Genomic DNA, 25,384 nt, shown 5'->3' on the forward strand with positions numbered 1-25,384 from the left:
TCGTGCCCGAGCGCCCCGAACGCGTTCGGGGCAGGCCGCAGGGCCCGCCCCGAACCGCATCAACCCTTCGTGGCGATGCTCACCACGCGCGGGGCACGCACCACGACGTTGACGATCTCGCGGTCGCCCACGGAACGCTGCACGGCCGCACTCGCGCGTGCGAGCTGCTCGAGCTCCTCGCCGGAGATCTTCGGCGACACCTCGAGCCGGTCGCGGACCTTGCCGTCGACCTGGACCACCGCGGTCACCTGGTCCTCGACCAACAGCGACCGGTCGGCCTTCCGCCACGGCACCAGCGAGATCGACGGCTGGTAGCCGAGCTTGGCCCACATGTCCTCGGCGGTGAACGGTGCGAAGAGGTCGAGCGCCATGGCCGTCACCTCGGCGGACTCGCGCACGGCGGGGTCACCCGCGCCGGGCCCGGCGTCGATCGTCTTCCGCGTCGCGTTGACGAGCTCCATGAGCCGTGCCACGACGACGTTGAACTTGCCCGCCTCGATGAGCCCGGGAGCCTCGGCGAGGAAGTGATGCGTGACCTTCCGCAGCTTCTCGTCGCCGTCCTTCCAGGCGACGTCGGGTGAGCTGGTGACGTCGTGCGCGACCCGCCAGGCGCGAGCCAGGAACTTGGCCGAACCGGCCGGCGAGACGTCCGCCCAGTCGATGTCGTCCTCAGGAGGACCGGCGAACGCCATCGTGACGCGCAGGGCGTCGGCGCCGTACGACCGCAGCTCCTGGGCGAACTCCACCAGGTTGCCCTTGCTCTTGCTCATCTTCGAACCGTCGAGGATGACCATGCCCTGGTTGAGGAGCGCGCTGAAGGGCTCGGTGAAGCCGACCTTGCCGAGGTCGAACAGGACCTTCGTGATGAACCGCGAGTAGAGCAGGTGCAGGATCGCGTGCTCGACACCACCGACGTACTGGTCGACCGGGGCCCACTTGTCGGCCTCCTTCGGGTCGAACGCGATCTCGTCGGAGGTCGGGTTCAGGAACCGGAGGAAGTACCAGGAGCTGTCGACGAAGGTGTCCATCGTGTCGGAGTCGCGCTTCGCAGGCTTCCCGCACGACGGGCAGTCCACGTTGATCCAGTCCTCAGCCGCCGCGAGCGGGCTCATGCCCTTCGGACGCAGGTCGAGACCCGCGGCATCCGGCAGCCGCACGGGGAGCTGGTCCTCGGGGACCGGCACCTCGCCACAGGCGTCGCAGTGGATGATCGGGATCGGCGTGCCCCAGTAGCGCTGTCGCGAGATGAGCCAGTCGCGGAGGCGGTAGTTCTTCGTCTTCGCGCCGAGGCCGCTCGATGCGAGCGCAGCCGTGACCTTCGGGATCGCGTTCGCCTTGCTCAGGCCGTCGAAGGGGCCGGAGTTCGTCAGGCGACCGTCGCCCGTCAGCGCGACGCCCGTCTTGGCGGGATCGATCGACGGGAGGTCCTCCGGCAGCTCACCGTCGACGATGACCGGGATGGCACCGGTGACGGGCTGGGTGGTGTCCACCACGACGCGCACGGGCAGGTCGAACGCCCGCGCGAAGTCGAGGTCGCGCTGGTCGTGCGCGGGAACCGCCATGATCGCCCCGTAACCGTAGTCGGCCAGGACGTAGTCGGCCGCCCAGATCGGCAGGCGCTCGCCACTCAGCGGGTTGATCGCGTAGCGCTCGAGGAACACGCCGGTCTTCTGGCGGTCGGTCGCGAGCCGAGCGATCTCACTCTCACCCTTGACGCTGTCGAGGTAGGCCTGGAAGCGCCCCTTGACCTCGTCGGAGGTGTCGGCGACGAGCTCGGCTGCGAGCTCCGAGTCGGGCGCCACGACCATGAACGTCACGCCGTACAGCGTGTCGGGGCGGGTCGTGTACACGGAGACCGGCTCGGCACGACCCTCGATGGAGAACGAGACGTCCGCACCGTTGGATCGACCGATCCAGTTCCGCTGCATGCTGAGGACCTTGGCCGGCCAGGTGCCCTCGAGCTGGTTGAGGTCGTCGATCAGGCGGTCCGCGTAGTCGGTGATGCGGAAGTACCACTGGGTGAGCTTCTTCTTCGTCACCTCGGCGCCGCAGCGCTCGCAGTGTCCGTCGACCACCTGCTCGTTCGCGAGCACGGTCTGGTCGTTCGGGCACCAGTTGACCGGGCTCGCCTTGCGGTACGCGAGGCCCTTCTCGAACAGCTGGAGGAACAGCCACTGGTTCCACCGGTAGTACTCGGGGTCGCTCGTGTGGAGCTCGCGGTCCCAGTCGAACGAGGGGCCGTACTGACGGAAGCTGGCCTTCTGCTGCGCGATGTTCGCGTAGGTCCACTCGCGCGGGTCGACACCGCGCTGGATGGCCGCGTTCTCGGCGGGGAGCCCGAACGAGTCCCAGCCGATCGGGTGCAGGACGTTGAAGCCCTGGTGACGCCAGTACCGCGCGACGATGTCGCCGAAACCGAACGCCTCGGCGTGACCCATGTGCAGGTCGCCCGAGGGGTACGGGAACATGTCGAGCACGTACTTGCGCGGACGTTTGTCGGCAGGATCGCCTGCCGCGAAGGGCTTCAGCTCGTCCCAGACGGGAAGCCACTTCTCCTGGATCGCCTGGAAGTCGTACCGCTCGCCGTCTCGGCGGTCGTCGGTGTTGCGCTCGTCTGACACGTCACTCTCAATCACTGCAGGTGCTGGGGGTGGAATCCCGTGGGTTGCTCGCACGGCGCTCGGCCGCAGGATGGACGGGGTGGAACGCACGACGGCGCTCCGTCCAACGGTCAAGCCTACCGGGATTCGGCAGGCGGACGTCCGACGCCGAGTGCCGCCAGCGGGGCCGCCGCCTTGGTCCACGTCTCCTCGAGCTCCTCCCGGGCGTCGGACAGCGCCGTGATGCCACCACCCGTGCCGATCGACGCACCCTGCGGATCGATCACGATCGAGCGGATGACCATGGCGAGGTCCATCGATCCGTCCGCGGACAGCAGGCCGAAGGCACCGGCGTACACCCCGCGCGGTCCCGCTTCGAGGTCGTACAGCAGCTCCATCGCCCGGCGTTTCGGGGCCCCGGTCATCGATCCGGCCGGGAACGCGACCTCGACGACGTCGAGTGCGTCCAGTCCTGTGCGCAACCGTCCTTCGACGGTGCTGACGAGTTGGTGCACCTGCGGGTAGCTCTCGACGTGATGGAGCGCCGTGACCGCCACGGAACCCAGCTCGCAGACTCTGGAGAGGTCGTTCCGCATCAGATCGACGATCATGAGGTTCTCCGCGCGCTCCTTGGGACTCGCGATCAGATCGGCGCGCTGACGGGCGTCCTCCTCGGGATCGGCACCTCTCGGCCGGGTCCCCTTGATCGGCTTCGTCCGGACGCGGCCGTCGGCCGAGACCTCGAGGAACTGCTCCGGAGACGCGCTCGCGAGACTGATCGAACCGAACCGGAGGAAGCCGCCGTGGTGCGTGGGGCTCGTCCTGCGCAGCCGCAGATAGGTCGCGAGCGGGTCGTGGACCCCGTCGACGCGCAGGTGGTTCGTCAGGCACAACTGGTAGGCGTCCCCACGGGTGATGTGCTCCTGGCACCGCTCGACGAGCCGCACGTATGCGGCATCGCTGTGACGGGGCGCGCAGACTCCGCCGGCCGCCCCGGCCACGGGAGGAGGCTCGGTCGCCGTACTCAACCGCTCGACGGTCGTCGCGATCCAGTCGGGATCGTCCGACGAGATCGTCACCGTCCGCGCCGCATGGTCGAACCGCACCTGGTCGTCGAGGCGCAGGAAGAGCGCATCCGGGGAGGCGGCCGCGTGTGCCGGAACCCCGACGAGCCCTGCCCCCGACTCGTAGCCGAACCACCCGACCCAATCGCCCGGGTCGCCCTCCGCGCGCACGGTGCGGAGGGCGTCGAGGATCGTCGTCCGGTCGACCGAGGCGGACACCGGGGTGACTCGCTCCACCGTGCCGAGCCGGACGTCCGCGGCGAGGCGTTCGGTCCCGCGTCCGATGAGACTGACGCCGGTCCTGGCGCCCTGGCCCGAATCCAACCAGGCCGCCCAGGGCTCGTCAGCGAACACGCGTCGGTAGACGTCCTCCGGCTCGAACCAGGCCGGGAGGACGACCTGCCGGCGTGCTCCGGTGGATCGCATCAGCCGACGGCCGCGATCGGCGGCGCGACGATCCGGAGGCGACCGGTCACGAGGTCGTCGGGAACCGGCGTGTGCGAGATCACGATGACCGCACGACCCTCGGATCCCGCGACACCGAGCAGGTCCTCGAGCAGGGCGGTCGCGCGCTCGGGATCGACGTTGGCGGTCGGCTCGTCGAGCACGAGCACGGGGAACTCGCGGAGGAGCGCACGGGCGAGGGCGATTCGTTGCGCCTGCCCCCCGGAGACGAGCGCGCCGTGCTCCCCCACCGGGCGGTCGAGTCCGCCACGTTCGGCGAGCCAGGACGAGAGCCCGACCCGCTCCAGCACGGCCTCGAGCTCAGCGTCGTCGGCCGTGTCCCTGGCGAAGAGGAGGTTCTGGCGGATGTCGGCGTCGAAGAGGAACGGACGCTGCTCGACGAGCCCGACCGACTCGCGCAACGTGTCCGGGCGGAGGTCGCGTGCCTCGACACCGCCGACGCGGTACCCACCCTCGTATTCGAGGAAGCGGACGAGGGCGTGCGCCAGGGTGGTCTTCCCGGCTCCGCTGTCACCTTCGACGAGCAGCCGGTCGCCGGCCGACAGCCGGAAGCTGATCGGCGCGAGAGCCGCCGCCGTACTCCCGGGCCACCGTGCGCTGAGGTTCTCCGCCTCGAGCATGACGCCGTCGAAGGTCGGCGTGAGGATGCTGCCGCTGTCCTCGTCCGGGATCTCGTCGGGTCGATCGCTCGGGACCGCGTCCGCCACGCGCTCGGCGCTCGCGACCGCCTCCCGCCAGGCCCCGAACGCGAGGGGCACCATCGCGCAGACCTCGAACACGGCGAGCGGGACGAGGACGATCACGGTGAGCGCGGGGCCGCCGATCGTCCCCAGCGCCGGCGTGCCTGCCCAGAGCGCCGCGACGACGGACGCCCCGGAAGCCAGGGAGAGGACGGCGCCGGCGACCCCGGCGCCCGCGGCCCGCCGCACCATTGCGCGCGTGAGTGCCGCGTCGGCGTGTTCGATCCGTGCCCGCGCGGCGTCGACCGCGCCGTAAGCGGTCAGCACGTCGAGACCGGTCACGAGCTCGAGCAGGGCTTCCGACAGCGCACCGCGCAGCGGCGCGAGTTCGCGTTCGGCGCGCGCCGCCACCCGACTCACGAGCAACCACGAGACGAGGAACGCTGCGATGAGGCAGACCGCGAGCGCGATCCCGGCGGCCGGGAGCAGCGCGGTCGTGAGGATGACGGAGGCTCCGGCGACGACACCCGACACCACCAGTGGTTGCACGACCCGCAACGGCACGTTCTGCAGCTCGTCCACATCGGTCACCAGGCGGGTGAGGAGGTCGCCCCGGCCGGTCAGCTGCAGTCCGTCGGGAGCCACCGGGATGACGCGTTCGATCATGCCGGCGCGCAGCTGCGCCAATTGACGGAATGCAGCATCGTGGCTCAGCAGGCGTTCGAGGTACCGGAAGGACGCCCGGGCCAGCGCGAACGCGCGCACCCCGACGACGGCGACACCCAGCTCGACGATCGAGGGCTGCTCGGCGGCCTTCGTGATGAGGAACGCGCTCGAAGCGAGGAGGGCTACGGCGGCCCCAGCGGAGAGGATGCCGGCCAGGAGTCCAGGGACGAAGCGGCGCGCCGGCGGCTGCGCCAGTCGGATGATCTGTCGGACGCGCTCATCCATGGAGCATCACCTCGTCGTCCTGGACGCGTTCCGACCGCACGCGGATCTCGAGCACGGCATCCGCGTGTTCGACGATCGACGGTCGGTGGGTGATGACGATGACGGCCGCCCCGGCCCGAGCGGCGTCGCGCGCGGCGTCGATGACGAGCGCCTCGGACGCGGCGTCGAGCGCCGAACTCGGTTCGTCGAGCAGCAGCACCGGCGTTCCGGCATCCGCCGGGGTGCGCCGCAGCCGGTAGAGGGCCCTCGCGATCGCGATCCGTTGCGCCTGCCCACCGCTCACGCCGTCGCCGACCGCGCCGATGGGGTGTCCGAGCGGCAGCGCGGACAGCCCGAGTGCCGACAACGCCTCGACGATGAGCGCCTCGTCGGGTGCGTCATCGCCCAACGCGACGTTGCTGCCGACCGTCCCCGCGATGAGGACCGGACGCTGGGGCGCCCACGACAGCCAGCGTCGTCCGCCGGGCGCGGGCGGCACGCGTCCGCCGTCGTGCAGGATCGATCCGGTGGCGTTCACGAATCCGAGGATCGCCGACGCCATGCTCGTCTTCCCGGCTCCGCTGGCGCCGACGACAGCCGTCACCACGCCGGCCGGGAACGTCGCGTCGAGGTCGTCCAGTACCCGCAGCTCGTCGTACTGCACGCCGAGACCGTCGAGTACCAGGCCAGACGTCCGGCGAGCGGATTCGCCGACCGTTGCCGAATCGCCGACCTGATCAGGAGCCGACGGCGATTCGCGCACGGCCTTCGCTTCGTCGAGGATCTCGAAGACCTCGTCGGCGGCGGTGACGCCCTCGGCAGCCGCGTGGTAGTTCGCACCGACGTTCCGCAGTGGCAGGAAGGCCTCCGGGGCCAGGATCAGGACGAAGAGCCCCGTTCCGAGGAGGAGCGAGCCGTCGAGGAGCCGCAGGCCGATGCCGACCGCGACCACGGCGACGGCGAGACTCGACAGCAGCTCGAGGGCGAAGCCGCTCACGAACGAGAACCGCAGGACCTTCATCGTCTCGACGCGGTACTCCTCGGTGACGGTTCGGATCCGCTGCACCTGCCGGTGCTGCCGTCCGAACAGCTTGAGGGTCGCCATGCCCGCGACGAGCTCTAGGAACCCGCGCGACAGGTGGGCCAGGGTCTCCCACTGGCGCCGCTGCACCGCCTGGGTCGCGAATCCGATGAGGATCATGAAGACGGGGATGAGCGGGAGCGTCACGATCACCGTGATGCCGCTGAGCGGGTCCTGGATGAAGATCACCGCCGCGATGATCGGCATGGCGATCGCCGTGAGGATGAGCTGCGGGACATAGCGACCGAAGTACGCGTCCAGGGCGTCGAGCCCGCGGCCCGCCACGGTCGTCAGTGAAGCTGAGCTCCGACGCGAGACCCAACCCGGCCCGAGCGTCTCGAACGCACCGGCGAGGGCCCGCCGCAACTGACTGCGGACGATCGCGGAGCCACGGGCGTTCACCGAGTCGGATGCCAGGACGGTCCCGGCACGCAGCACCACGATGCCGATCAGCAGCCAGAGCGACGGCAGGAGCTCCTCGACCGGATCCCCCGCGATCGACCGGGACACGAGCTGCGCCACGAACCACGCGAACCCGAGCGTGCAGGCGGTCTGGACGAGCGCGATGACCGCGCCGAGTCCGAGGATCGACCGGGCTCCGCGGGCATAGCGGAGCAGTCGCGGATCGAGGGGGCGCACGATGACAGGTTAGTGCGCGGCGGCTTCGATGTGCTTCCGCGTGATGCGCTTGCGGAACACCCAGTACGTCCATCCCTGGTAGGCGAGGATCAGCGGCAGGAAGATCAGGGCTGTCCACGACATCACCGTGAGGGTGTACTCCGTCGAGGAGGCGTTCGCGATCGTCAGGCTGTTCGCCGGGTCGTTGCTCGCCGGCATCACCGCTGGGAAGAGCGCGGTGAACAGGGTGAGCACGGCCGCGGCGACGGTCACGGCCATGAGCGCGAACGCACGGCCTTCCAGCCCTCGGCTGTTCGCGAACCAGGCGCTGATGAGCGAGACCGCGGCGATGGCCGCGAGGATCAGCACCGGGAGCGAGAAGTGCGCGAGGACGGTCCACCCGAGGAACGACGCGGCGAGGAGGATGGCGACGAGCCCGGCTCGGCTCGCGAGGCGGCGGGCGCGCTCGCGGATGTCGCCCTCGGTCTTCAGCGAGGCGAACACGGCTCCGTGGGCGAAGAAGAGCACGAGCGTCGTGAGACCCCCGAGGATGCCGTACGGGTTGAGCAGGGTGAAGAGCGTGCCGGTGAAGTTGTGGTCGGCATCGAGCGGGACGCCCTGGACGATGTTCGCGAAGGCGACGCCCCAGAGGAAGGCCGGCAGGGCTGAGCCGACGATGATCATGAGGTCGAAGCGCCGCTTCCAGGAGGCTTCCGGCCGCTGGTGCCGGTACTCGAACGACACCCCTCTGATGATGAGCGCGAGCAGGATGAACAGCAGCGGGAGGTAGAAGCCGCTGAACAAGGTCGCGTACCACTCGGGGAAGGCGGCGAAGAGGCTCGCACCGGCGACGATCAGCCAGGTCTCGTTGAGGTCCCAGACCGGCCCGATGGTGTTGATGAGCATCCGGCGGTCGGTCTCGTCCTTCCCGAGGAAGGGGATGGTCATGCCGACGCCGAAGTCGAAGCCGTCGAGGACGAAGTAGCCGACGAACAGTGCGGCGATGATCCAGAACCAGAGAATCGTGAGGTCCATGATGCGCTCCTAGTAGACCGTGGTCGCGGGGGCGGCGGGCTTCTGCACGCCGTCCTCGTCGGGTTCGGACAGCTCGATCGGGTCGGGCCCGGCCTTGATCGTCTTCTTCAAGAGGCCGAACTCGACGACGAGCAGCGACCCGTAGACGACGGTGAAGGCGATCAACGAGATCAGGACGTCGAGGCCGGTGGTGTTCGGCGAGACCGCGTCCTCCGTCTTCAACAGGCTGAAGACGATCCACGGCTGGCGGCCCATCTCGGTGAAGACCCAGCCCATGGTCATGGCGAGGAACGGCATCGGGACGGCCCAGACCGCGACGCGCCACATCCAGCGCTTCGGCTCGCGGCCCTTGCGGGTGAACCAGAGACCGGCGGCCGCGACGAGCATCGAGGCGAGGCCGAGGCCGATCATCCAGCGGAACGCCCAGTAGGTGACCCAGATGACGGGCGAGTAGTCGCCCGGTCCGTAGAGCTGGGTGTACTGCGCCTGCAGGTCGTTGATGCCCTCCACCGTGCCGTCGAAGGTGTGGGTCGAGAGGAACGACAGGAGGTACGGGATGCGGATCGAGAAGAGCTCGTGGACGCCGTCGGGTGTGCCGAGGGTGAAGATCGAGAACGAGGCGTCGGCACCGCTCGCCGTGTTGTACATCGCCTCCGCAGCGGCCATCTTCATCGGCTGGGTCTCGACCATGGCCAGGCTGAGCTGGTCGCCGGCGAGCATGGTGGCACCTCCCGCGAGGAGCATGCTCCACGCACCGACCTTGAGCGCCGGGCGCATCGCCTCGACGTGCTGGCCCCGGGCGAGGTGCCAGGCGGCGGCGGTGATGATGACGGCTGCGGAGACCATGAAGCACGCGAAGATCGTGTGCGGGAAGGCGGCCAGGGCGACCTTGTTGGTCAGCAGCTCCCAGATGTTCGTGAGCTCGGCGCGGCCGCGCTCCTCGTTGATCCGGAAGGCGACCGGGTTCTGCATGAAGGCGTTCGCGGCGATGATGAAGTAGGCCGACAGCACGGTGCCGAGCGCCACGATCCAGATGGTGGCGAGGTGGAGCTTCGGTGACAGCTTGTCCCAGCCGAAGATCCAGAGTCCGATGAACGTCGCCTCGAGGAAGAACGCGAGCAAGCCCTCGAGTGCGAGCGGGGCGCCGAAGACGTCGCCGACGAACCTGGAGTAGGTGGACCAGTTCATGCCGAACTGGAACTCCTGGACGATGCCCGTCACGACGCCCATGGCGAAGTTGATGAGGAAGATCTTCCCGAAGAATCGGGTGAGCTGCAGGTAGTGCAGCTTGCCGGTCCGGACCCAGGCGGTCTGGAACCCGGCGACCGTCACCGCCATGCCGATGGTGAGCGGCACGAAGATGAAGTGGTAGACGGTGGTGAGGCCGAACTGCCATCGGGACAGCAGTAGCGGGTCGAGAAGGTCGTTCACGATGAACACTCCATTTTTCGCGGCATCCAGGGAAGGCGGCGCAGGTGCGGCCCGTTCGGGGTGGTCATCCCCGTGGCTTCGATCCATGTCGTCGAAACCAATCGTACAGGACTTCTCGCCTGTGGTCAGACCACACATCCAAGGGTGTCCTAACAGGGGTTTCCGAGCCGCTCGCACATCCACGGCAGTAGGCTCTGAGCCGTGAACGACGTGCTCGGCTGGCTGCTCGACCTGGTGCAGAGCGTCGACCCCGTGACGCGCACGATCCTCGCCGGCGTCGGCATCATGCTCGAGACCTCGGTCCTCGTCGGCCTCGTCGTCCCGGGCGACACGGTCGTCATCGTCGCGAGCACCGCCGTCGTCGGACCCGTCCAATGGATCTCGATGATCCTCGTCGTCATCACCGGCGCGCTCATCGGCGAGTCGGTCGGCTTCGCGCTCGGCCGCTGGTTCGGCCCGCGCATCCGTGCCAGCAGACTCGGCCGACGGATCGGCGAGCGGCACTGGGCCCGTGCCGAGCGCTACCTCGACCGGCGGGGTGGCATCGCCGTCTTCATCTCGCGATTCCTCCCGGTTCTGCACTCGCTCATCCCCCTCACGGTCGGGATGAGCACGATGAGCTACCGACGTTTCATCTCCTGGACGCTGCCCGCCTGCGTCATCTGGTCCTCGGCCTACGTCTCCGTCGGCGCACTGGCTGCGGGCAGCTATCGCGAGCTGTCGGACCGCCTCCATTGGGCGGGCTACGTCTTCGTCGGCATCATCGTCGTCTTCGCCGTCGTGGTCCTCGTCGTGAAGCGACTCCTCCAGCGGAGCGAGGAGCGACACATGCTGGCCCAGGAGGACGCGACACCACCCGACGACGGCTCGACGCCCCAGTAGCAGACGACCGTCATCGCCGCGAGACGGCGGGCCGGACGCACCGGCATGACAGACTGAACGGGTGAAGGCATCCGACGATCGTCCAACGGCCTCCTCCGACGCCGCCGAGCAGATCCGGCACTTCGCCGCACGGATGGAGGACGCCGTCCAGTTGCGCCGCCAGCGTCGTGCGAGGCGGCACGGACGCGAGGCGGCGGTCATCCCCTTCACCGGCTACGGATCGACGTCCTGGATCCGTGTCCTGGCCAGGGTCGTCCTGGCGGAACCGGGCAAGACCACCGTCCAACCGCAGCAGAAGGTGCGCGGCTGGAAGAGCTTCTTCGCGCTGAGCATCGCCGACCCGACGGTCGAGGTGGAGGTCGACGGGCAGCGTCACACGGTCACGGGCGACCGAGGTGGCGTGGTCGACGCGGTGGTCCAGGTCTCGCTCACCCCCGGCTGGCACACCCTCAGACTGAGCTCGGAGGGCAGCGACCCGGTCGAAGCCCCGGTCTTCATCGTCGCCGACGACATCGAGTTCGGCATCGTGTCCGACATCGACGACACGGTGATGGTGACGGCGCTCCCCCGCCCGCTCGTCGCGGCCTGGAACACCTTCGTCCTCGACGAGCACGCCAGGACACCGGTGCCCGGCATGGCGGTCTTCCTCGAGCGCACGGCCCGCGAGCACCCGGGCTCCCCGATCATCTACCTCTCCACCGGTGCCTGGAACGTCGCGCCGACGCTGACCCGGTTCCTCTCGCGCAACCTCTACCCCGCCGGCGCCCTCCTCCTCACCGACTGGGGTCCGACGCACGACCGCTTCTTCCGCAGCGGTCGCGAGCACAAGCGGAACAACCTCGACCGGTTCGCCGAGGACTTCCCGCGTCTGCGGTGGCTCCTCGTCGGCGACGACGGACAGCACGACGAAGCCCTCTACCGGAGCTTCGAGGAGCGCCACCCCGACCGCGTCGCCGCCGTGGCGATCCGCCAGCTCTCCCCCGGTGAGGCGGTACTCGCCGGTGGACGCTCGAAGGTCGGCGCCCAGCACGCGGGCGCCCCCTGGGTCTACGCGGGGAACGGCGCGGAACTGCTCGACCAGCTCCACGACAAGCTCTGACGGCACCGATGTCCGTCGTCCCCGTCCTGCGCACCAGATCGCGGCTGCCCCTGCTCCAGGTGCTGAAGACGGCGCTGGCCGCCGTCGCGTCCTGGATCGTCGCGATCACGATCATCCCGGGCCAGCTCCCGGTCTTCGCGGCCATCGCGGCGATCCTCGTGGTGCAGCCGAGCGTCAACCAGTCGTTCGGGAAGGCGCTCGAGCGCAGCCTCGGGGTCATCACCGGCGTCATCCTCGCGACGGCCATCGGGATCGTCTTCGGACACTCCGCCTGGATCGTGCTCCTGGCCATCGTCATCTCCATCCTGCTCGGATGGGTCCTCCGCCTCGGGCCCGGATCCGCGAACCAGATCCCGATCAGCGCGATGCTGGTGCTGTCGATCGGCGCGGCGACCCCGGACTACGCGGTCGCGCGGATCGTCGAGACCGTGCTCGGCGCGGGCATCGGGCTCCTCGTCAACGTCGTCCTCGTCGCACCGGTCCTCCTCGGTCCGGCCAAGGCGGCGGTGACCACCCTCGCGCTCGCGTGCGCCGACACCCTGGATCATCTCGCCACGTCACTCACGCGTGCGAACTCGGACGCGGAGCTGGTGGCGCTGCTCCAGGAGGCTCGGGCGCTGAAGCCCCTGCGGGACCGGGCGATCGCGGCGGTGAAGGAAGGCGATGACAGCCTGCTGCTCAACCCCCGTCGGTCGAGGCACCGTGACGAGCTCGACCGGCAGCGCCTGCTGCTGCGTCGACTCGAGCCGGTCGTCACGCGGACGCTCGGCATGGCGCGTTCGGTGCACGACCACGACGACCCGACCCTGCACGAGGAGCCGACGGTGGCGGACATCGCTGTCGAGCTCGCACGGGCGGCCCACGACCTCAGGCTGCTCGTGAACGATCGTGCCGCGTCCGACGAGCCGCCGACCGAGACCGCGGAGATCCCGGCGCTGACCGCTCCCCTCGTGATCGCCCGCCCGCACCCCCAGCACTGGATCCTCATCGGATCGCTCATGGAGGACCTCCGTCGCGTGCGCGACGAGATCGTCGGCGAGCCGACCTGAGTCGGCCGGATACACGAAGGGCCGGTGGAGCGATGCTCCACCGGCCCTTCGAGGTCCTGGGACTACGCCTGGTGCGCGGCCTGCAGTTCGATGGTGATCGTGACGTCGTTGCCGAGCAGCACGCCGCCGGTCTCGAGCGCCGCGTTGTAGGTGAGGCCGAAGTCCTCGCGGTTGATCTTGGTGGTCGCCGTGGCGCCGAACTTGTAGTTGCCGTAGGGGTCGGTCGCGAAGCCGCCGAACTCGACGGTGAAGGTGACGGGCTTGGTCACGCCCTTGATCGTGAGGTCGCCGTCCACGAGGAAGTCGTCGCCCTTGGCGCGGGCGCCGGTCGAGACGAAGTCGATCGTCGGGTAGGTCTCGGCGTCGAAGAAGTCGCCGGTGCGGAGGTGACCGTCGCGGTCGGGCTGGTTCGTGTTGATCGATGCGACCTCGGCGGACGCGGTGACCTTCGTCTCGAGGGGGTTCTCCGGCGTGACGAACGTCGCGTTGAAGCGCTCGAACTTGCCCTTGACCTTCGAGACCATGATGTGGCGGATGCTGAAGCCGACCTCGCTGTGCGTGGTGTCGACCTCCCAGGTGCCAACCTTGTAGCCGGGAATCGTCAGGGTGTCGGTCATGCGGTACTCCTTGCGTCGATGTGCGGCGCGCTCGCGCCACGTTCTATTCAAACGCACGGACCTGAGAGCTATTCCCGCATCCCCGAGAAATTCTCCTCACCGACATCAGCGCGACATCGGCCGCATGGACGCGACGCCGAGTCGGGCGCGGAGGAGCTGGTGCGCCGCCTCGGCGACCGTCGACTCCGGAATCCTGGCGGACCGGACCGCGGCGGCGATGTCGGCCACGAGCACGGCCGGGTCGACACCGGTCGACGACGGGTCCGCCCCGAGGACGTAGAGCAGCATCGTGTTGCCGGCGGCCACGGCGCGGATCGCGTTCTCCGAGGGGTCCTGATACTCCGGCAGACCCGTGTGCTGCAGCATGAGCATGTCATCGGTGATCGTGATGCCGGTGAAGCCGAGGTCGTTCCGGAGGCGCTCGTGCCAGACCGCCGACAGCGTCGCCGGTGCAGCGTCGACAGCCGAGTAGACCAGATGGCCGAACATCACGACCTCGGCCCCGGCGTCGATACCGGCGACGAACGGCAGGGCATCGGTCGCAGCCCAGTCCGCGGCACCGATGGCCGTCGTCGGGACCGTCGAGTGGGAATCCCCCGGCGCCTGTCCATGGCCAGGGAAGTGCTTCAGGGTGCTGAGCACCGCACCCCGCTCACCGTGGACGGCCGCGGCCACCCGCTCCGCCGACGCGTCCGGCGTCGTCCCGAGGGCACGGTCGTAGATGAAGGAGCTCGGATCGGCGGTCTCGTCCGCGACGATGCCGAAGTTCACGGTGCAGCCCGCATCGGCCAGCATGGCCGCTCGTTGGCGGAACGCCTCCTCGCTCGCAGCGGGCGGTTGCGACTTCAGGGTGTCGGCTGCGGCGAAGACGTCCTCGTCGATGCGCCGCACATCGCCGCCCTCCTGGTCGATGCCGATGAGCAGCGGCATGGTCGGGTCGGGGCTGAGGGCGCTCGTCACCGCGGGCAGCCCTGCGAGGCCCGGCACGTTGTCGCCCATGATGATGAACCCGCCCGGCTGATACCGCTCGACGAACGCCCGGAGGGTGCCCGGGTCGGTGCCTGGAGCGTGGAGCATCAGCATGGATGCGATCCGCTGTTCGAGGGTCATCGCGGCGAGTTCGGCGGCCGCACGCTGGTCGGCGGCATCCGGAGCCGTGCTCGTGGGACGTTCCGAGGGCTTCGAGGATCCTGGCCCGGTGCACCCGGACAGGCCGAGGACGGCACCCGCCGCCATCGAGGCGCCGACTGCGAGAAACCCTCGTCGTCCCAGCTGCACCGACCCACTCTAGGCTCGGATCTTCCACGCAGGCTGGGCGTCGCTCCCGGTGTGGCAGGAGTGACGAATGTGACATCGGCGGCTACACTTGCGTGGGTGACCGCCAGGATGGACGCATGCGCAAGCCGCTGACAGCCCTCTCGCCCCGCTCGAGGGGCGTCTCGCGAGCCGCCGCCCTCGGAGCCGCGCTCGTCATCGCGGTGTCGGTCGCAAGCCCGGCGGCCGCCGTGACCCCCACATCATTCCGGACCGCCGACTACCCGAGCTGGGACGACGTCCAGGCGGCAAAGGCGAACGAATCGACCGCTCAGGCCGAAGCCGACCGGATCGTGTCCCTCCTCGACGGACTGCGCGACGAATCCGCCCGGCTCGGCGACGAAGCCGTCCGCCAGGGTGCGGCGGCCGGTGAGGCCAAGGCGGCGTTCGACGCGCAGGCCGCCGTCGCGGACACGATCAGTGCGCAGGCGACCGCCGCAGCGTCGGCAGCGGCATCGAGCAAGCGTCAGGCCGGAGCGGTCATCGCGCAGATGACCCGCACCGGCGGCGTCGATCCGACGCTCTCTCTCGTCCTCTCCGGTGCAGCCGACGACGACCTCCTGTCCAAGCTCAGCGCGATCAGCAAGCTGAGCGAGACCTCGGCTCAAGACCTCGCGTCCGCGACCGCCGCGAGCAACACGGCGACCGCGCTCGCTGAGCAGGCGACGGCGGCCGAAACCGAACGTCAGCGACTCTCGGAGGCGGCTGATGCCAGCTACGAGACGGCGCAGTCCGCGAGCGATGCCGCCGATGCGGCGGTCGCCGAGCAGCAGGCCAACCGCGACCGGTTGTACCAGCAGCTCGCCGTCCTCAAGAACACCACCGCGGCGGTCGAACAGGCCTACGCGCAGAGCCAGGAGGCGATCGCCGCAGAAGAGCAGCGACGCAACGAGGCCACCGGTGGCGAGGGATCCACGAGCGCCCCGCCGCCGGACCTCGCGGCCGACCCGGCCGGAGCGAAGGCGTACGCACAGTCCGCGATCGGCGCCTACGGCTGGGGTAGCGGAGAGTTCCAGTGCCTGCTGCAGCTGTGGACCCGGGAGTCGAGCTGGCGCGTCAACGCCTACAACGAGTCCAGCGGCGCCTACGGTATCCCGCAGTCCCTGCCCGGGAGCAAGATGGCGAGCTCCGGCGACGACTGGCGAACCAATGCGGCGACGCAGATCAACTGGGGCCTGAACTACATCGACAGCCGCTACGGCTCCCCCTGCGGCGCATGGGCGCACTCCGAAGCGACCAACTGGTACTGACGCCCCGTCTCACCCGACGTCGGCGACTCCGAGGTTTGTCCCGGCCACCGCCAGCACCACGGTCACGAGCAGGGCGGCTCCGATGATCAGTCGGAACAGCAGACGGTCCGGCGCTCGGGTTCCGACGAGCACGAGCCCCCACACGACGAGCGCGAGGACGCCGACCGCGCCCAGCACCCCGACGATCGGCGGTGCGATGGGCCTGCCCACGAAGATCCCGCTCTGTCCGAGGACGGCGACCATACCTGAGACGCCGAGGGCGACGAAGGCCGTCCGACCAGCGGTCCGCGCGCCGAGCCGGTGCGGCAGACCGCGGACGCCGGTCTGCAAGTCGTCCTCGAGATCCGGTAGGGCGTTCGTGAAGTGGATCGCCACGCCGAACAGACCACCGACGGCGAGCGTCCACGCGGCCGGCACGATCGGCGGGACAGCCGCGAAGGTGACCACGGCGGGCAGTGCGCCGAACCCCACGATGAACGGGACGACCGACCAGGCCGTCGACTTGAGGCCCAGGTTGTAGGCCCAACCGCAGACGAGGAAGAGCAGGTGCGAGACCGCCGACGCCCAGCCGAGGGATGCCGAGAGCGGAATGCTCGCCGCACCGGCCAGCAGCGCCGCCGCCCGGACTGCCGAGACGCTGAGGTCGCCGCGTGCGACCGGTTTGTCCTGTCGTCCCGAGCGACGATCGCGTCTGGCGTCGAGCCAGTCGTTGGACCAGCCGATCGAGAGTTGTCCGACGAACACCACCACGGCGAGCAGGGCCGTCCGGAGGGGTGGCAGGCCGACGGCCGATCCGAGCACGACGGCGAGCACGGTCACCGCGACGGTCGGCCCGGGATGCGAGGACGCGAACAGACGGCGGGCCATGGAGAACACCGCCTCAGCTTAGGGTGACACCCGGGTTACGGCGCTACACTGCAGCATGACCGTCTCCGTGAGGGCGATCGGCGTGGCCGTTCCTCAGACCATCCTTCATCAAGACGAGATCAGGGATGTGTTCCGCGACCAACCCGGGCGGAGCCGTCTCGCCCAACGTCTCATCGGCGCCGCGTTCGACGCGTCCGCGATCGACACCAGGCACACCGTCATCGACGCCTTCGACCAGGAGGTCGAGACGACCACGGCCGCCTTCTACGACGCGGCTCAGCGGCAGGTGCTCTCCCCGCCCACCGGCGTGCGGAACGACGCCTACATCGAGCACGCTCCCCCGCTGCTCCTGGAAGCCGCACGGCGGGCATTGGACGCCGCCCCCGGTCTGTCGGCGGCGGACGTCACCCACGTCGTGACCGCCTCCTGCACCGGGTTCTTCGCGCCCGGCCCGGAATACCTCCTCGTGCGCGACCTCGGGCTCGACCCGGGCACGGAGCGCTACCACCTGGGGTTCCAGGGGTGTTTCGCCGCGTTCCCCGCCCTTCGCGCCGCAGAGGCGTTCTGCACAGCCGACCCCGACGCCGTCGTCCTCGTGGTCTGCATCGAGCTTTGCTCCATCCACCTCCGTTCCTCCGACGACCCCGACGTGATCCTCGGTTCCTCGGTGTTCGCCGATGGTGCCGCGGCTGCCGTCGTGACCGGTCGGGACACCGGATCCTCCGCGCCCGTGCTCGAGTTCGACGGCTGGTCCACCGCGCTCGTGCCGGACGGCGAGACGGAGATGGCCTGGACGATCGGCGATCACGGGTTCGAGATGGTCCTGAGCGGCGCCGTGCCCAAGCTGATCGGCGAGCACCTCGAGATCGCCCTCCGCCCACTCCTCGCCGCAGCCGACGACGCCCCGGTCTCATCGATCGACCGCTGGGCGATCCATCCCGGTGGCCGGAGCATCCTCGACCGGGTCCAGCGCGGATTCGGGCTCGACGACGAACTGCTGGCTCCGTCACGCACGGTGCTCCGCGAGTACGGCAACATGTCGAGCGCGACCGTGCTGTTCATCCTCCAGCGCCTGCTCGACGGCGCGCCGGCCGACGCCGATGAACGGGTGTGCGCCCTCGCCTTCGGTCCGGGACTGACGATCGAGAGCGCGCTGCTCCGGCTCCGGGCCGGTCGAGCCTGATGCTGCCCGACCTCGGCCGCCGTGCGACGGATCTCCTCGAACTGATGGACGATCCCGACTGCGATCCCGTGCTGCTGGACGCGACTTACGCCAGGTTCGCGACGGTGAACCGGCTCGTCTCGGGCTGGCGTGGTCTGTACCGCTCGCGCATCCGTCCACTCCTCCACCACTCCCGGACCACGACGATCCTCGACATCGGCTTCGGAGGCGGCGATGTCGCCGTGGCCATCGCCGACTGGGCGAGGGCCGACCACCTCCCCGTGCAGGTCGTCGGGATCGATCCAGACGAGCGGTCCGTGGCCTTCGCCCGGCGCCGGTATCCCGATGGCCCCGTCATCTTCCGTCCGGCGCACAGCAACGACCTCGTCGCCGCTGGCGAGCGGGCCGACATCGTCCTGTCCAACCACGTGCTCCACCACCTCGATCCCGAGGGCATGTCGAGCCTGCTCGCCGACAGTTCGCGGATCGCCAGACGACTCGTCCTACACAGCGACCTCGAGCGCAACCGACTCGCGTACGCGGTCTACGGTCTCGCCACCCGTGCAGGGCGACGGCGCTCCTTCCTCCACGTCGACGGGCTCCGATCGATCCGTCGCAGCTATCGCCAGGAGGAGCTGCAGCGCGTCGTGCCGAACGACTGGATCGTCGAGCGCCGGTTCCCCATGCGACTCCTGCTCTCACAGATCGTCCCGTCGGCAGCGGACGGCCGCCGATGACCACCGAGGTGCTCGTCATCGGTGGCGGACCGGTCGGCCTCGTGTCAGCGATCCTCCTCGCTCAGGCCGGCGTCGACGTGACCGTCTGGGAGCGACGGTCGGACTCACCCTCCGGCACCCGGGCGATCGGGATCCACCCGCCGTCGCTCGACCTGTTCGAGGAGCTCGGCATCCTCGACGAGATCCGCCGCGACGCGGTCCGGATCGACCAGGGCGAAGCCTGGAACGCCGGACGACGCCTCGGGACGGTCGTGTTCCGTGATCGGCCCGTCCCACACCCCTACGTCGCCGCGCTCGAGCAGTGGCGGACCGAACGGATCCTCCGTGCTCGACTCGAAGCCGTCGCGCCGGGATCGCTCCGGACGGGGACGAGCTGCACGCGGTTGACTCCGGCCGAAGAGGGCGTCCTCGTGTCCGGCGAAGACGCCGATGGAACGGTGAGCATCCGCGCAGCCGTCGTGGTCGTCGCAGCAGGAGGACGCGCCACCGTCGCCGGGATGCAGGCTCCGGGCCCCGTGCACCGATATCGGGACCGGTATGTCATGGGCGACGTCGCGGATCGGAGCGGGGCCGGTTCCATCGCCAGGGTGCACCTGCACCACCGAGGCGTGGTCGAGTCGTTCCCGCTCCCTCAGGGCATGCGACGGTACGTCGTGCACACCGGGTACACGGACGATCAGGACGCGGCCCGTTCGGAACCCACCGCGTCCGACCTCGCGTCCCTCGTCGCCGACCGCACCGGTGACGACGTGGATCCGGCGACGAACACCATGCTCAGCGCGTTCGGCGTGCTTCGTCGACGACGGAAGCGCGTCGTCGACGGTCGGGTCGTCTATCTGGGCGACGCCGCCCACGAGATCAGCCCGATCGGCGGCCAGGGCATGAACCTGGGCTGGTCCGACGCACGGGTGTTCGCACCACTGATCGCCCGCATGACCACCGGGCATCTCTCGACACAGCGGGACGTGGCCGCGGCCGTCTCCCGCCAGCAGCGCGCCGTCCGTCGGGCCTCATGGCAGGCGGAGCTCAACATGCGCTTGGGGCGTCCGTTGCCCGGCCCGCTCGTCGGGATCCGAGACCTCGCGCTGCGAACCGCACTCGACGGCCCTGCGATGCCGATCCTCGCCGACGCCTACACGATGCGCTGGCTGCGCTGACGCCGTCGGAGGTCCTGCGTTTCAGTGACCGACGTGCACGCCCGTCGAAGCCTGGTCCGTCCGCCGGATGAGGAACGACGCACCGATCGCGAGCAGCGAGAGCACGGCGCCGCACATGAACGCAGCCTGCACGCCGGCTGCCGTCGCGCCGACCGCGGAACTCCCGGCCGCCGCACGAGCCGCCGCGGTGGTCGACATCATGGTGATGAACAACGCCGTGCCCGCTGCACCGGCCAGTTGCTGGACCGTGCCGACGATGGCGCTGCCGTGCGGGTAGAGCTCGGGCCGCAGTGAACCGAGCGCCGAGGTGAGGAGCGGTGTGAACATGAACGCGAGGCCGGCGCTCAGCAGCACGTGCACGGCGATGATCATGACGATGGCGCTGTCGACGCCGAGCATCGTCAGCAGCCAGAGCGCAGCACTCACGGCGAAGGCCCCGGGGATCACCAGTGGACGTGGACCGAACCGGTCGAACAGCGACCCGACCAGCGGCGCGAGAGCGGCCATCGTCAGGCCGCCCGGCAGCAGCATGAGGCCCGTGGTCAGGGTGTCGACCTGGAGGACGGTCTGCAGGTAGATCGGCAGGATGATCAGGGAGCCGAACAACGCCATCATGACGATCGCGACCAGGATGATCGAGACGGAGAACGAGCGGTTCGCGAAGGTGCGGAGGTCCATGAACGCCCGGTCGTCGCGTGCGAGAGCGCGCTGGCGGAGGACGAAGCCGAGCAGGGCGAGGACACCGACCGTGAGCGGGATCCAGACGGGCATGAGCGCGTGTCCCTCGGCGGACTCGCCGATGCTGCTGAGCCCGAAGATGAGGCCACCGAACGCGAAGGCGGAGAGGACGAGCGACAACACGTCGAAGCGGACCCGACGCGGCTCCGTCACGTTCCGCACGAGGACGGCACCGAGGACCAGCGAGGCGACGGCGATGGGGAGGACGATCCAGAACATCCAGCGCCAGTCGAGCACGCTCAGGATGAGCCCGGAGACGGTCGGCCCGACGGCCGGGGCGACCGAGATGACGATCGAGATCGCACCCATCGTCCGACCGCGCGCCGAGACCGGCACGACGTTGAGCACGGTCGTCATGAGCAGCGGCATCATGATGGCGGTACCGCTGGCCTGGACGACCCGACCGAGCAGGAGGGTGCCGAATCCCGGGGACAGCGCGGCGATGAGCGTACCGAGGCTGAACAGCACCATCGCGGTGATGAACATCGTCCGGAGGGAGAACCGCTCCAGGAGGAACCCGGTCGCGGGGATCACGACGGCCATGGTGAGCATGAAGCCGGTGGTCAGCCACTGCGCGGAACTCGCCGTGATGTCGAGGTCCTCCATGAGCCGCGGCAGGGCGACACTCATGATCGTCTCGTTGAGGATGACGACGAACGCCGACACGAGGAGTAGCCCGATCAGGAGCTTCGACCCGGGTGGAAGGCGGTCGTCCGAGGGCTTCCCGGTCGTCGGGACGGAACCGGTCGGATTCGGCACGGTTTCAGTCGTCATAGCGGTGTCATCCTTCTCAGGCCTCGGCCGTCGTGCGGGCAGACGCCTGCCCTCTCGAAACACAAGCGTCATGTCGCCGATGGTATTCCCATGCGTGTCGACCGGTTACGCGCAGGGCGAAGACCCGTTCCGGACGGACGGTTCCGGTGCCAGCATGAGGACATGACAGTTCCCACCATCACCCTGAACGACGGCCACACCATCCCTCAGCTCGGCTTCGGCGTCTTCCTCGTCGACCCGCAGGAGGCTGAGCGCATCGTCTCGGACGCGCTCGAGGTCGGCTACCGCCACATCGACACCGCGGCCATCTACAAGAACGAGGAGGGCGTCGGCGCCGCCATCGCGAAGTCGGGCATCCCCCGCGACGAACTCTTCATCACCACGAAGCTCTGGAACGACCGCCACCAGAAGGCGTCCGCGCACACCGCCATCGACGAGAGCCTCGACAAGCTCGGGCTCGACCACGTCGACCTGTACCTGACCCACTGGCCGACCCCGGCCAAGGGCGACTACCTCGAAGCATGGCTCGCCCTCGAGGAGATCAAGGCGGCCGGCAAGGCGCGTTCGATCGGCGTGTCGAACCACCAGGTCGAGCACCTCGAGAAGCTGATCGCTGGTTCCGAGACGGTCCCTGCGGTCAACCAGATCGAACTCCACCCGGCGTTCGCCCAGCGTGAGCTGCGCGCCTTCGGTGCCGAGCACGGCATCCACATCGAGTCCTGGGGCCCGCTCGGTCAGGGCAAGTACGACCTCTTCGGCGAGCAGGCCGTCTCCGCTGCAGCCGAGGCGCACGGCGTCACGCCGGCGCAGGTCGTCATCCGGTGGCACCTGCAGAACGGGCTCATCGTCTTCCCGAAGTCGAACTCGCGCGAGCGCATCGCCCAGAACTTCGACGTCTTCGGCTTCGAGCTGTCCGCCGACGAGATCGCGTCCATCGACGCCCTCGACTCGGGCAAGCGCGTCGGCAGCCACCCTGACGAGGTGAACTGACCTCAGGGTCCCGCCAAACCCAGGGTCGTACCAACGCAGAAGTCCCCGTCAGCTGTTCGGCTGACGGGGACTTCTCGGTGTTCGGGTGGATCTGAGGGGACTCGAACCCCTGACCCCCTGCATGCCATGCAGGTGCGCTACCAGCTGCGCCACAGACCCGTATTCAACTTGCTTGCCCCTGCTGTTTCAGCGGAAGCAACTTGAATAGGTTACTACATCTTGAGAGCGGTTGTGACCACTTTCGGTGCTCGGCACCGACGGGATGGTCAGTTCGCGGGCTGTGGTGCGGACGAGACCAGCGGAATCACCGGGCAGTCCTTCCACAGACGCTCCAGCGAGTAGTACATCCGCTCCTCCTCGTGGAAGACGTGGACGACGACCTCACCGAAGTCGAGCAGGATCCACCGCCCCTCGGACTTGCCTTCGCGTCGCAGCGTCTTCACGCCGCTCGCGTTCAGGCGGTCCTCGACCTCGCCGGCGATGGCGACGACGTTGCGCTCGCTCCGACCGGTGACGAGGAGGAAGGCGTCGACGAACGGCAACGGACCGGAGACGTCGAGCGCGACGAGATCCTCGCCGCCCTTGGACTCGGCTGCGGTCGCTGCGAGCTGGACGGCGTCCAGTGTGGTGTCGGACAGGGTCATGTGGTGTACTCCTCTGGCGATCGCATGGTGCGCGATCGGATGAATGCCGGCAGGGCTAGAACGCTCCGCCGAAGAAACCGATGATGAGCACCGCGATCACGCCGGCGGCGAGTACCGCGGCGGCGATCGCGAGCGTCATCAGCAGCTTGTTGCTCTGGTTGGTGGTGGCCGGGACGACGTCGCGGGTGGAACCGTGGCTGCTGACCGCGCGGCTGGCCGCGACCGGGGACGCTGCGGTGACCGAGGCCGGCAGCTCGTCGCCCTCGATGAGTCGGTCGATCCCTGCACCGTCGAAGTGGTTCGGGTCTTGACCGGCGGAACCCAGTCCGCGGGGCAGATCGATGGTTCCGGTGATGAGGATCTCGCCCGTGGAGTTGGACGTGGCGCCCGCCTCGGCCTGTGCCGGAGCGACGGGGATGATGAGCGAGCTCGTGGTGATCTGCCCCGTGCTCGTCATGCCGCTTCCGAGGAGGTCTTCGAACGCGACCTCGTTGTCGGCCTGCGAAGCCTTCTCCGCTTCGAGTGCCGCGACGAGCATGGAGTCGCGCCCGAACCCCTTCGACAAGGTCGACGCGGGGTCCTCGGAGATGTCGTCGCGGTCCGAGACGTCGAAGAGTGAACCAGTGGCCACCGGCGCCGCAGCGGCGGGGGTCGCGGGAGGCGTCGGCGCCTCGGCGGACCGGGCCTTGGCCGCGCGCTCGTCGGCGGCGGCCCGCTCAGCGGCCTTGCGTTCAGCCGCCTTGCGTTCGGCCGCCTTGCGTTCTGCGGCCTGCTGTTCTTCGGCCTTGCGCTCGGCGGCCTGGCGCTGCTCGGCCTGCTTGGTGGCCTCGGCTTCGCGACGTTCCTGCTCAGCTGCAGCGGCAGCCTTGGCGTCCGCTTCCTGCTGCGCGAGTTTCGCGGCCTGCTGACGGGCCGCCTTGTTCTGCTTCTGGGGCGGTGCGACCACCTGATCGGGCGTCCGTGGCGGCAGGGCGACCGAAGGGACCGGCTGCTCGACCGGAGGAGCGACCGGCGCTGCCGGGGAGCCCACCTGCTCGATCGAGCCGGTGCGCTCGAGTTCTCGCAACTGACGGCGCGTGAGTCCACCGGTCGGGGCCGGAGCCGGTGCGCCCGAGGCCGGAGCGCTCGATGACGGCGCGGGTGACGTGGACGCAGGTGCTGGAGCGCTCTCGTCGCGCGACGTGGTCTGCTCGGGGATCGCTCCCCCGGCGACGGGTTCGGATGTCGACGCGCGTCGTGTCCGTGGTGCAGCAGCGTCCGGTGTCGCTTCGTCAGCGGACGTCGACGGCTGCTGGCTCGCTCGAGCCTGTCGCCTGGTCAGGGGCGCATCCTCTGGCAACGCGGTCATGTGGCTTCACTCCGATACAGGTGGTGCTTGGTGATGTACTGCACGACACCGTCGGGAACCAGATACCAGACCGGAAAGCCTTTGCTCACCCGGCTCCGGCAATCCGTCGACGATATCGCTAGGGCCGGAACTTCCAACAAGCTTACGTCGTGCTGTGGTAATCCGGAAACGTTCAAATCGTGTCCCGGCCTACTCACAGCGACGAAGTGAGCGAGGTCCCAGACCTCTCTGACGTCTTTCCAACTGAGGATCTGGGCGATCGCGTCGGCACCCGTGATGAAGAACAGCTCGGCATCGGGGCGCTTCCGCCGCAGATCGCGGAGCGTGTCGATCGTGTACGTCGGTCCGGCTCGATCGATGTCGACCCGGCTGACGGTGAAGCGGGGGTTCGCTGCGGTGGCGATCACCGTCATGAGGTAGCGGTGCTCGCTATCACTCACGCCCGACTTCCGGTACGGCATGCCCGTCGGGACGAAGACGACCTCATCGAGGTCGAAGTGCTGCGCGACCTCCGAGGCGGCGACGAGGTGCCCGTGGTGGATCGGGTCGAACGTCCCGCCCATGACCCCGATCCGAGGACGACGGGTCTTCGTCTCGGTGACGGGCGCGCTCACGCCGGACAGCTTAGTGGCCGTGCTCGCCGTGAGCGGAGGCCGACTCGCCCTTGTCGGCATGACGGTTGGCGACGTCGCGGTAGCTGAAGGTCACGGCGCCGAGGATGGCGAACAGCACGAGGGCGACCGCGCCGAACACCCAGGTCGGTGCGGCGAGTTCGACGGCGTGCTCCGACTCGGCCAGGACGGCGGTGGCCAATACGGACGCGGCAATCGACATGATCTCTCCTTCTGTGCG

22 protein-coding genes and 1 tRNA gene are annotated in these 25,384 nt (G+C 69.1%); 8 read left to right on the forward strand and 15 right to left on the reverse strand.

Going from position 1 to position 25,384, the window contains the following annotated elements; all coding sequences use genetic code 11:
- Nucleotides 1–59: 59 nt before the first annotated feature.
- The 6 genes from leuS to ITJ62_RS08905 all read right to left on the reverse strand — a co-directional run bounded on the left by leuS (nt 60) and on the right by ITJ62_RS08905 (nt 9,904).
- A complete protein-coding gene (leuS, locus tag ITJ62_RS08880; protein WP_194601093.1) occupies nt 60–2,621 on the reverse strand; it encodes a leucine--tRNA ligase in 2,562 nt (853 codons plus the stop codon).
- Between the two features lie 116 nt (nt 2,622–2,737).
- The gene (gene pabB, locus ITJ62_RS08885; protein ID WP_194601096.1) at nt 2,738–4,090 is read right to left on the reverse strand and encodes an aminodeoxychorismate synthase component I; all 1,353 of its coding nucleotides are present in this window, start codon (nt 4,088–4,090) and stop codon (nt 2,738–2,740) included.
- Nucleotides 4,090–5,760: a thiol reductant ABC exporter subunit CydC gene (gene cydC, locus ITJ62_RS08890; RefSeq protein ID WP_194601099.1), complete on the reverse strand. Its 1,671-nt coding sequence runs from the start codon at nt 5,758–5,760 to the stop codon at nt 4,090–4,092. Before cydC ends, pabB begins: the two co-directional genes overlap by 1 nt.
- Nucleotides 5,753–7,459: a thiol reductant ABC exporter subunit CydD gene (cydD, locus tag ITJ62_RS08895; RefSeq protein ID WP_194601102.1), complete on the reverse strand. Its 1,707-nt coding sequence runs from the start codon at nt 7,457–7,459 to the stop codon at nt 5,753–5,755. The genes cydC and cydD overlap by 8 nt, the downstream gene beginning before the upstream one ends.
- A gap of 9 nt (nt 7,460–7,468) precedes the next feature.
- Complete coding sequence (gene cydB / locus ITJ62_RS08900) at nt 7,469–8,473, reverse strand: cytochrome d ubiquinol oxidase subunit II (RefSeq protein ID WP_064295578.1); 1,005 nt, start codon at nt 8,471–8,473, stop codon at nt 7,469–7,471.
- 9 nt (nt 8,474–8,482) lie between these two features.
- Nucleotides 8,483–9,904, reverse strand: coding sequence for a cytochrome ubiquinol oxidase subunit I (locus tag ITJ62_RS08905; protein ID WP_079003899.1), 1,422 nt, complete (start codon nt 9,902–9,904; stop codon nt 8,483–8,485).
- Between the two features lie 201 nt (nt 9,905–10,105).
- On the opposite strand from ITJ62_RS08905, the gene ITJ62_RS08910 reads away from it, so the two are divergent.
- From ITJ62_RS08910 to ITJ62_RS08920, 3 genes are all read left to right on the forward strand, one after another.
- On the forward strand, nt 10,106–10,786 hold the full coding sequence (locus tag ITJ62_RS08910; protein ID WP_137241811.1) for a DedA family protein: 681 nt from the start codon (nt 10,106–10,108) through the stop codon (nt 10,784–10,786).
- Nucleotides 10,787–10,919: 133 nt separating this feature from the next.
- Nucleotides 10,920–11,885 carry an App1 family protein gene (locus ITJ62_RS08915; protein WP_194602451.1) on the forward strand — a complete coding sequence of 322 codons (966 nt, stop codon included), beginning with the start codon at nt 10,920–10,922 and terminating at the stop codon, nt 11,883–11,885.
- An 8-nt stretch (nt 11,886–11,893) separates the two neighbouring features.
- Nucleotides 11,894–12,934 (forward strand): aromatic acid exporter family protein, encoded by a 1,041-nt coding sequence (locus ITJ62_RS08920; protein WP_194601105.1) that lies wholly within the window; start codon nt 11,894–11,896, stop codon nt 12,932–12,934.
- A 62-nt stretch (nt 12,935–12,996) separates the two neighbouring features.
- Here the strand turns inward: ITJ62_RS08920 and ITJ62_RS08925 are convergent, their stop codons facing one another.
- Together ITJ62_RS08925 and ITJ62_RS08930 are read right to left on the reverse strand one after the other, a co-directional pair.
- A complete protein-coding gene (locus ITJ62_RS08925) occupies nt 12,997–13,551 on the reverse strand; it encodes a YceI family protein (RefSeq protein ID WP_064295582.1) in 555 nt (184 codons plus the stop codon).
- A 105-nt stretch (nt 13,552–13,656) separates the two neighbouring features.
- Nucleotides 13,657–14,829 (reverse strand): glycoside hydrolase family 3 N-terminal domain-containing protein, encoded by a 1,173-nt coding sequence (locus tag ITJ62_RS08930; RefSeq protein ID WP_194601108.1) that lies wholly within the window; start codon nt 14,827–14,829, stop codon nt 13,657–13,659.
- A gap of 116 nt (nt 14,830–14,945) precedes the next feature.
- On the opposite strand from ITJ62_RS08930, the gene ITJ62_RS08935 reads away from it, so the two are divergent.
- Entirely contained in the window at nt 14,946–16,115 is a 1,170-nt protein-coding gene (locus tag ITJ62_RS08935) for a lytic transglycosylase domain-containing protein (RefSeq protein ID WP_085510704.1), read from the forward strand.
- Nucleotides 16,116–16,124: 9 nt separating this feature from the next.
- Here ITJ62_RS08935 and ITJ62_RS08940 read toward each other — a convergent pair whose 3' ends face one another.
- A complete protein-coding gene (locus ITJ62_RS08940; RefSeq protein ID WP_194601111.1) occupies nt 16,125–16,982 on the reverse strand; it encodes a UbiA family prenyltransferase in 858 nt (285 codons plus the stop codon).
- A 55-nt stretch (nt 16,983–17,037) separates the two neighbouring features.
- On the opposite strand from ITJ62_RS08940, the gene ITJ62_RS08945 reads away from it, so the two are divergent.
- The 3 genes from ITJ62_RS08945 to ITJ62_RS08955 are packed head-to-tail and all read left to right on the forward strand — an operon-like array spanning nt 17,038 to nt 20,038.
- The gene (locus ITJ62_RS08945; RefSeq protein WP_194601114.1) at nt 17,038–18,165 is read left to right on the forward strand and encodes a type III polyketide synthase; all 1,128 of its coding nucleotides are present in this window, start codon (nt 17,038–17,040) and stop codon (nt 18,163–18,165) included.
- Nucleotides 18,165–18,881, forward strand: coding sequence for a methyltransferase domain-containing protein (locus tag ITJ62_RS08950; RefSeq protein WP_194601117.1), 717 nt, complete (start codon nt 18,165–18,167; stop codon nt 18,879–18,881). Before ITJ62_RS08945 ends, ITJ62_RS08950 begins: the two co-directional genes overlap by 1 nt.
- Nucleotides 18,878–20,038, forward strand: coding sequence for an NAD(P)/FAD-dependent oxidoreductase (locus tag ITJ62_RS08955; protein ID WP_194601120.1), 1,161 nt, complete (start codon nt 18,878–18,880; stop codon nt 20,036–20,038). The genes ITJ62_RS08950 and ITJ62_RS08955 overlap by 4 nt, the downstream gene beginning before the upstream one ends.
- Before the next feature lie 21 nt (nt 20,039–20,059).
- Here the strand turns inward: ITJ62_RS08955 and ITJ62_RS08960 are convergent, their stop codons facing one another.
- Nucleotides 20,060–21,550 (reverse strand): DHA2 family efflux MFS transporter permease subunit, encoded by a 1,491-nt coding sequence (locus ITJ62_RS08960; protein WP_194601123.1) that lies wholly within the window; start codon nt 21,548–21,550, stop codon nt 20,060–20,062.
- Nucleotides 21,551–21,712: 162 nt separating this feature from the next.
- On the opposite strand from ITJ62_RS08960, the gene ITJ62_RS08965 reads away from it, so the two are divergent.
- Nucleotides 21,713–22,540 carry an aldo/keto reductase gene (locus ITJ62_RS08965; RefSeq protein ID WP_194601126.1) on the forward strand — a complete coding sequence of 276 codons (828 nt, stop codon included), beginning with the start codon at nt 21,713–21,715 and terminating at the stop codon, nt 22,538–22,540.
- An 86-nt stretch (nt 22,541–22,626) separates the two neighbouring features.
- On the opposite strand, the gene ITJ62_RS08970 is transcribed toward ITJ62_RS08965, so the two are convergent.
- The 5 genes from ITJ62_RS08970 to ITJ62_RS08990 all read right to left on the reverse strand — a co-directional run bounded on the left by ITJ62_RS08970 (nt 22,627) and on the right by ITJ62_RS08990 (nt 25,366).
- A tRNA-Ala gene (locus ITJ62_RS08970) sits at nt 22,627–22,699 on the reverse strand.
- 107 nt (nt 22,700–22,806) lie between these two features.
- On the reverse strand, nt 22,807–23,184 hold the full coding sequence (gene rsfS, locus ITJ62_RS08975) for a ribosome silencing factor (RefSeq protein ID WP_079002329.1): 378 nt from the start codon (nt 23,182–23,184) through the stop codon (nt 22,807–22,809).
- A gap of 55 nt (nt 23,185–23,239) precedes the next feature.
- Nucleotides 23,240–24,532 (reverse strand): hypothetical protein, encoded by a 1,293-nt coding sequence (locus ITJ62_RS08980; RefSeq protein ID WP_194601129.1) that lies wholly within the window; start codon nt 24,530–24,532, stop codon nt 23,240–23,242.
- Nucleotides 24,529–25,206 (reverse strand): nicotinate-nucleotide adenylyltransferase, encoded by a 678-nt coding sequence (nadD, locus tag ITJ62_RS08985; RefSeq protein ID WP_137241820.1) that lies wholly within the window; start codon nt 25,204–25,206, stop codon nt 24,529–24,531. The genes ITJ62_RS08980 and nadD overlap by 4 nt, the downstream gene beginning before the upstream one ends.
- Nucleotides 25,157–25,366, reverse strand: a complete 210-nt coding sequence (locus ITJ62_RS08990; RefSeq protein WP_064295593.1) for a hypothetical protein — start codon at nt 25,364–25,366, stop codon at nt 25,157–25,159. The genes nadD and ITJ62_RS08990 overlap by 50 nt, the downstream gene beginning before the upstream one ends.
- Nucleotides 25,367–25,384: the final 18 nt, after the last annotated feature.

The sequence above is a fragment of the Plantibacter sp. VKM Ac-2876 genome, assembly GCF_015350715.1.
Taxonomy (GTDB): domain Bacteria; phylum Actinomycetota; class Actinomycetes; order Actinomycetales; family Microbacteriaceae; genus Plantibacter; species Plantibacter auratus.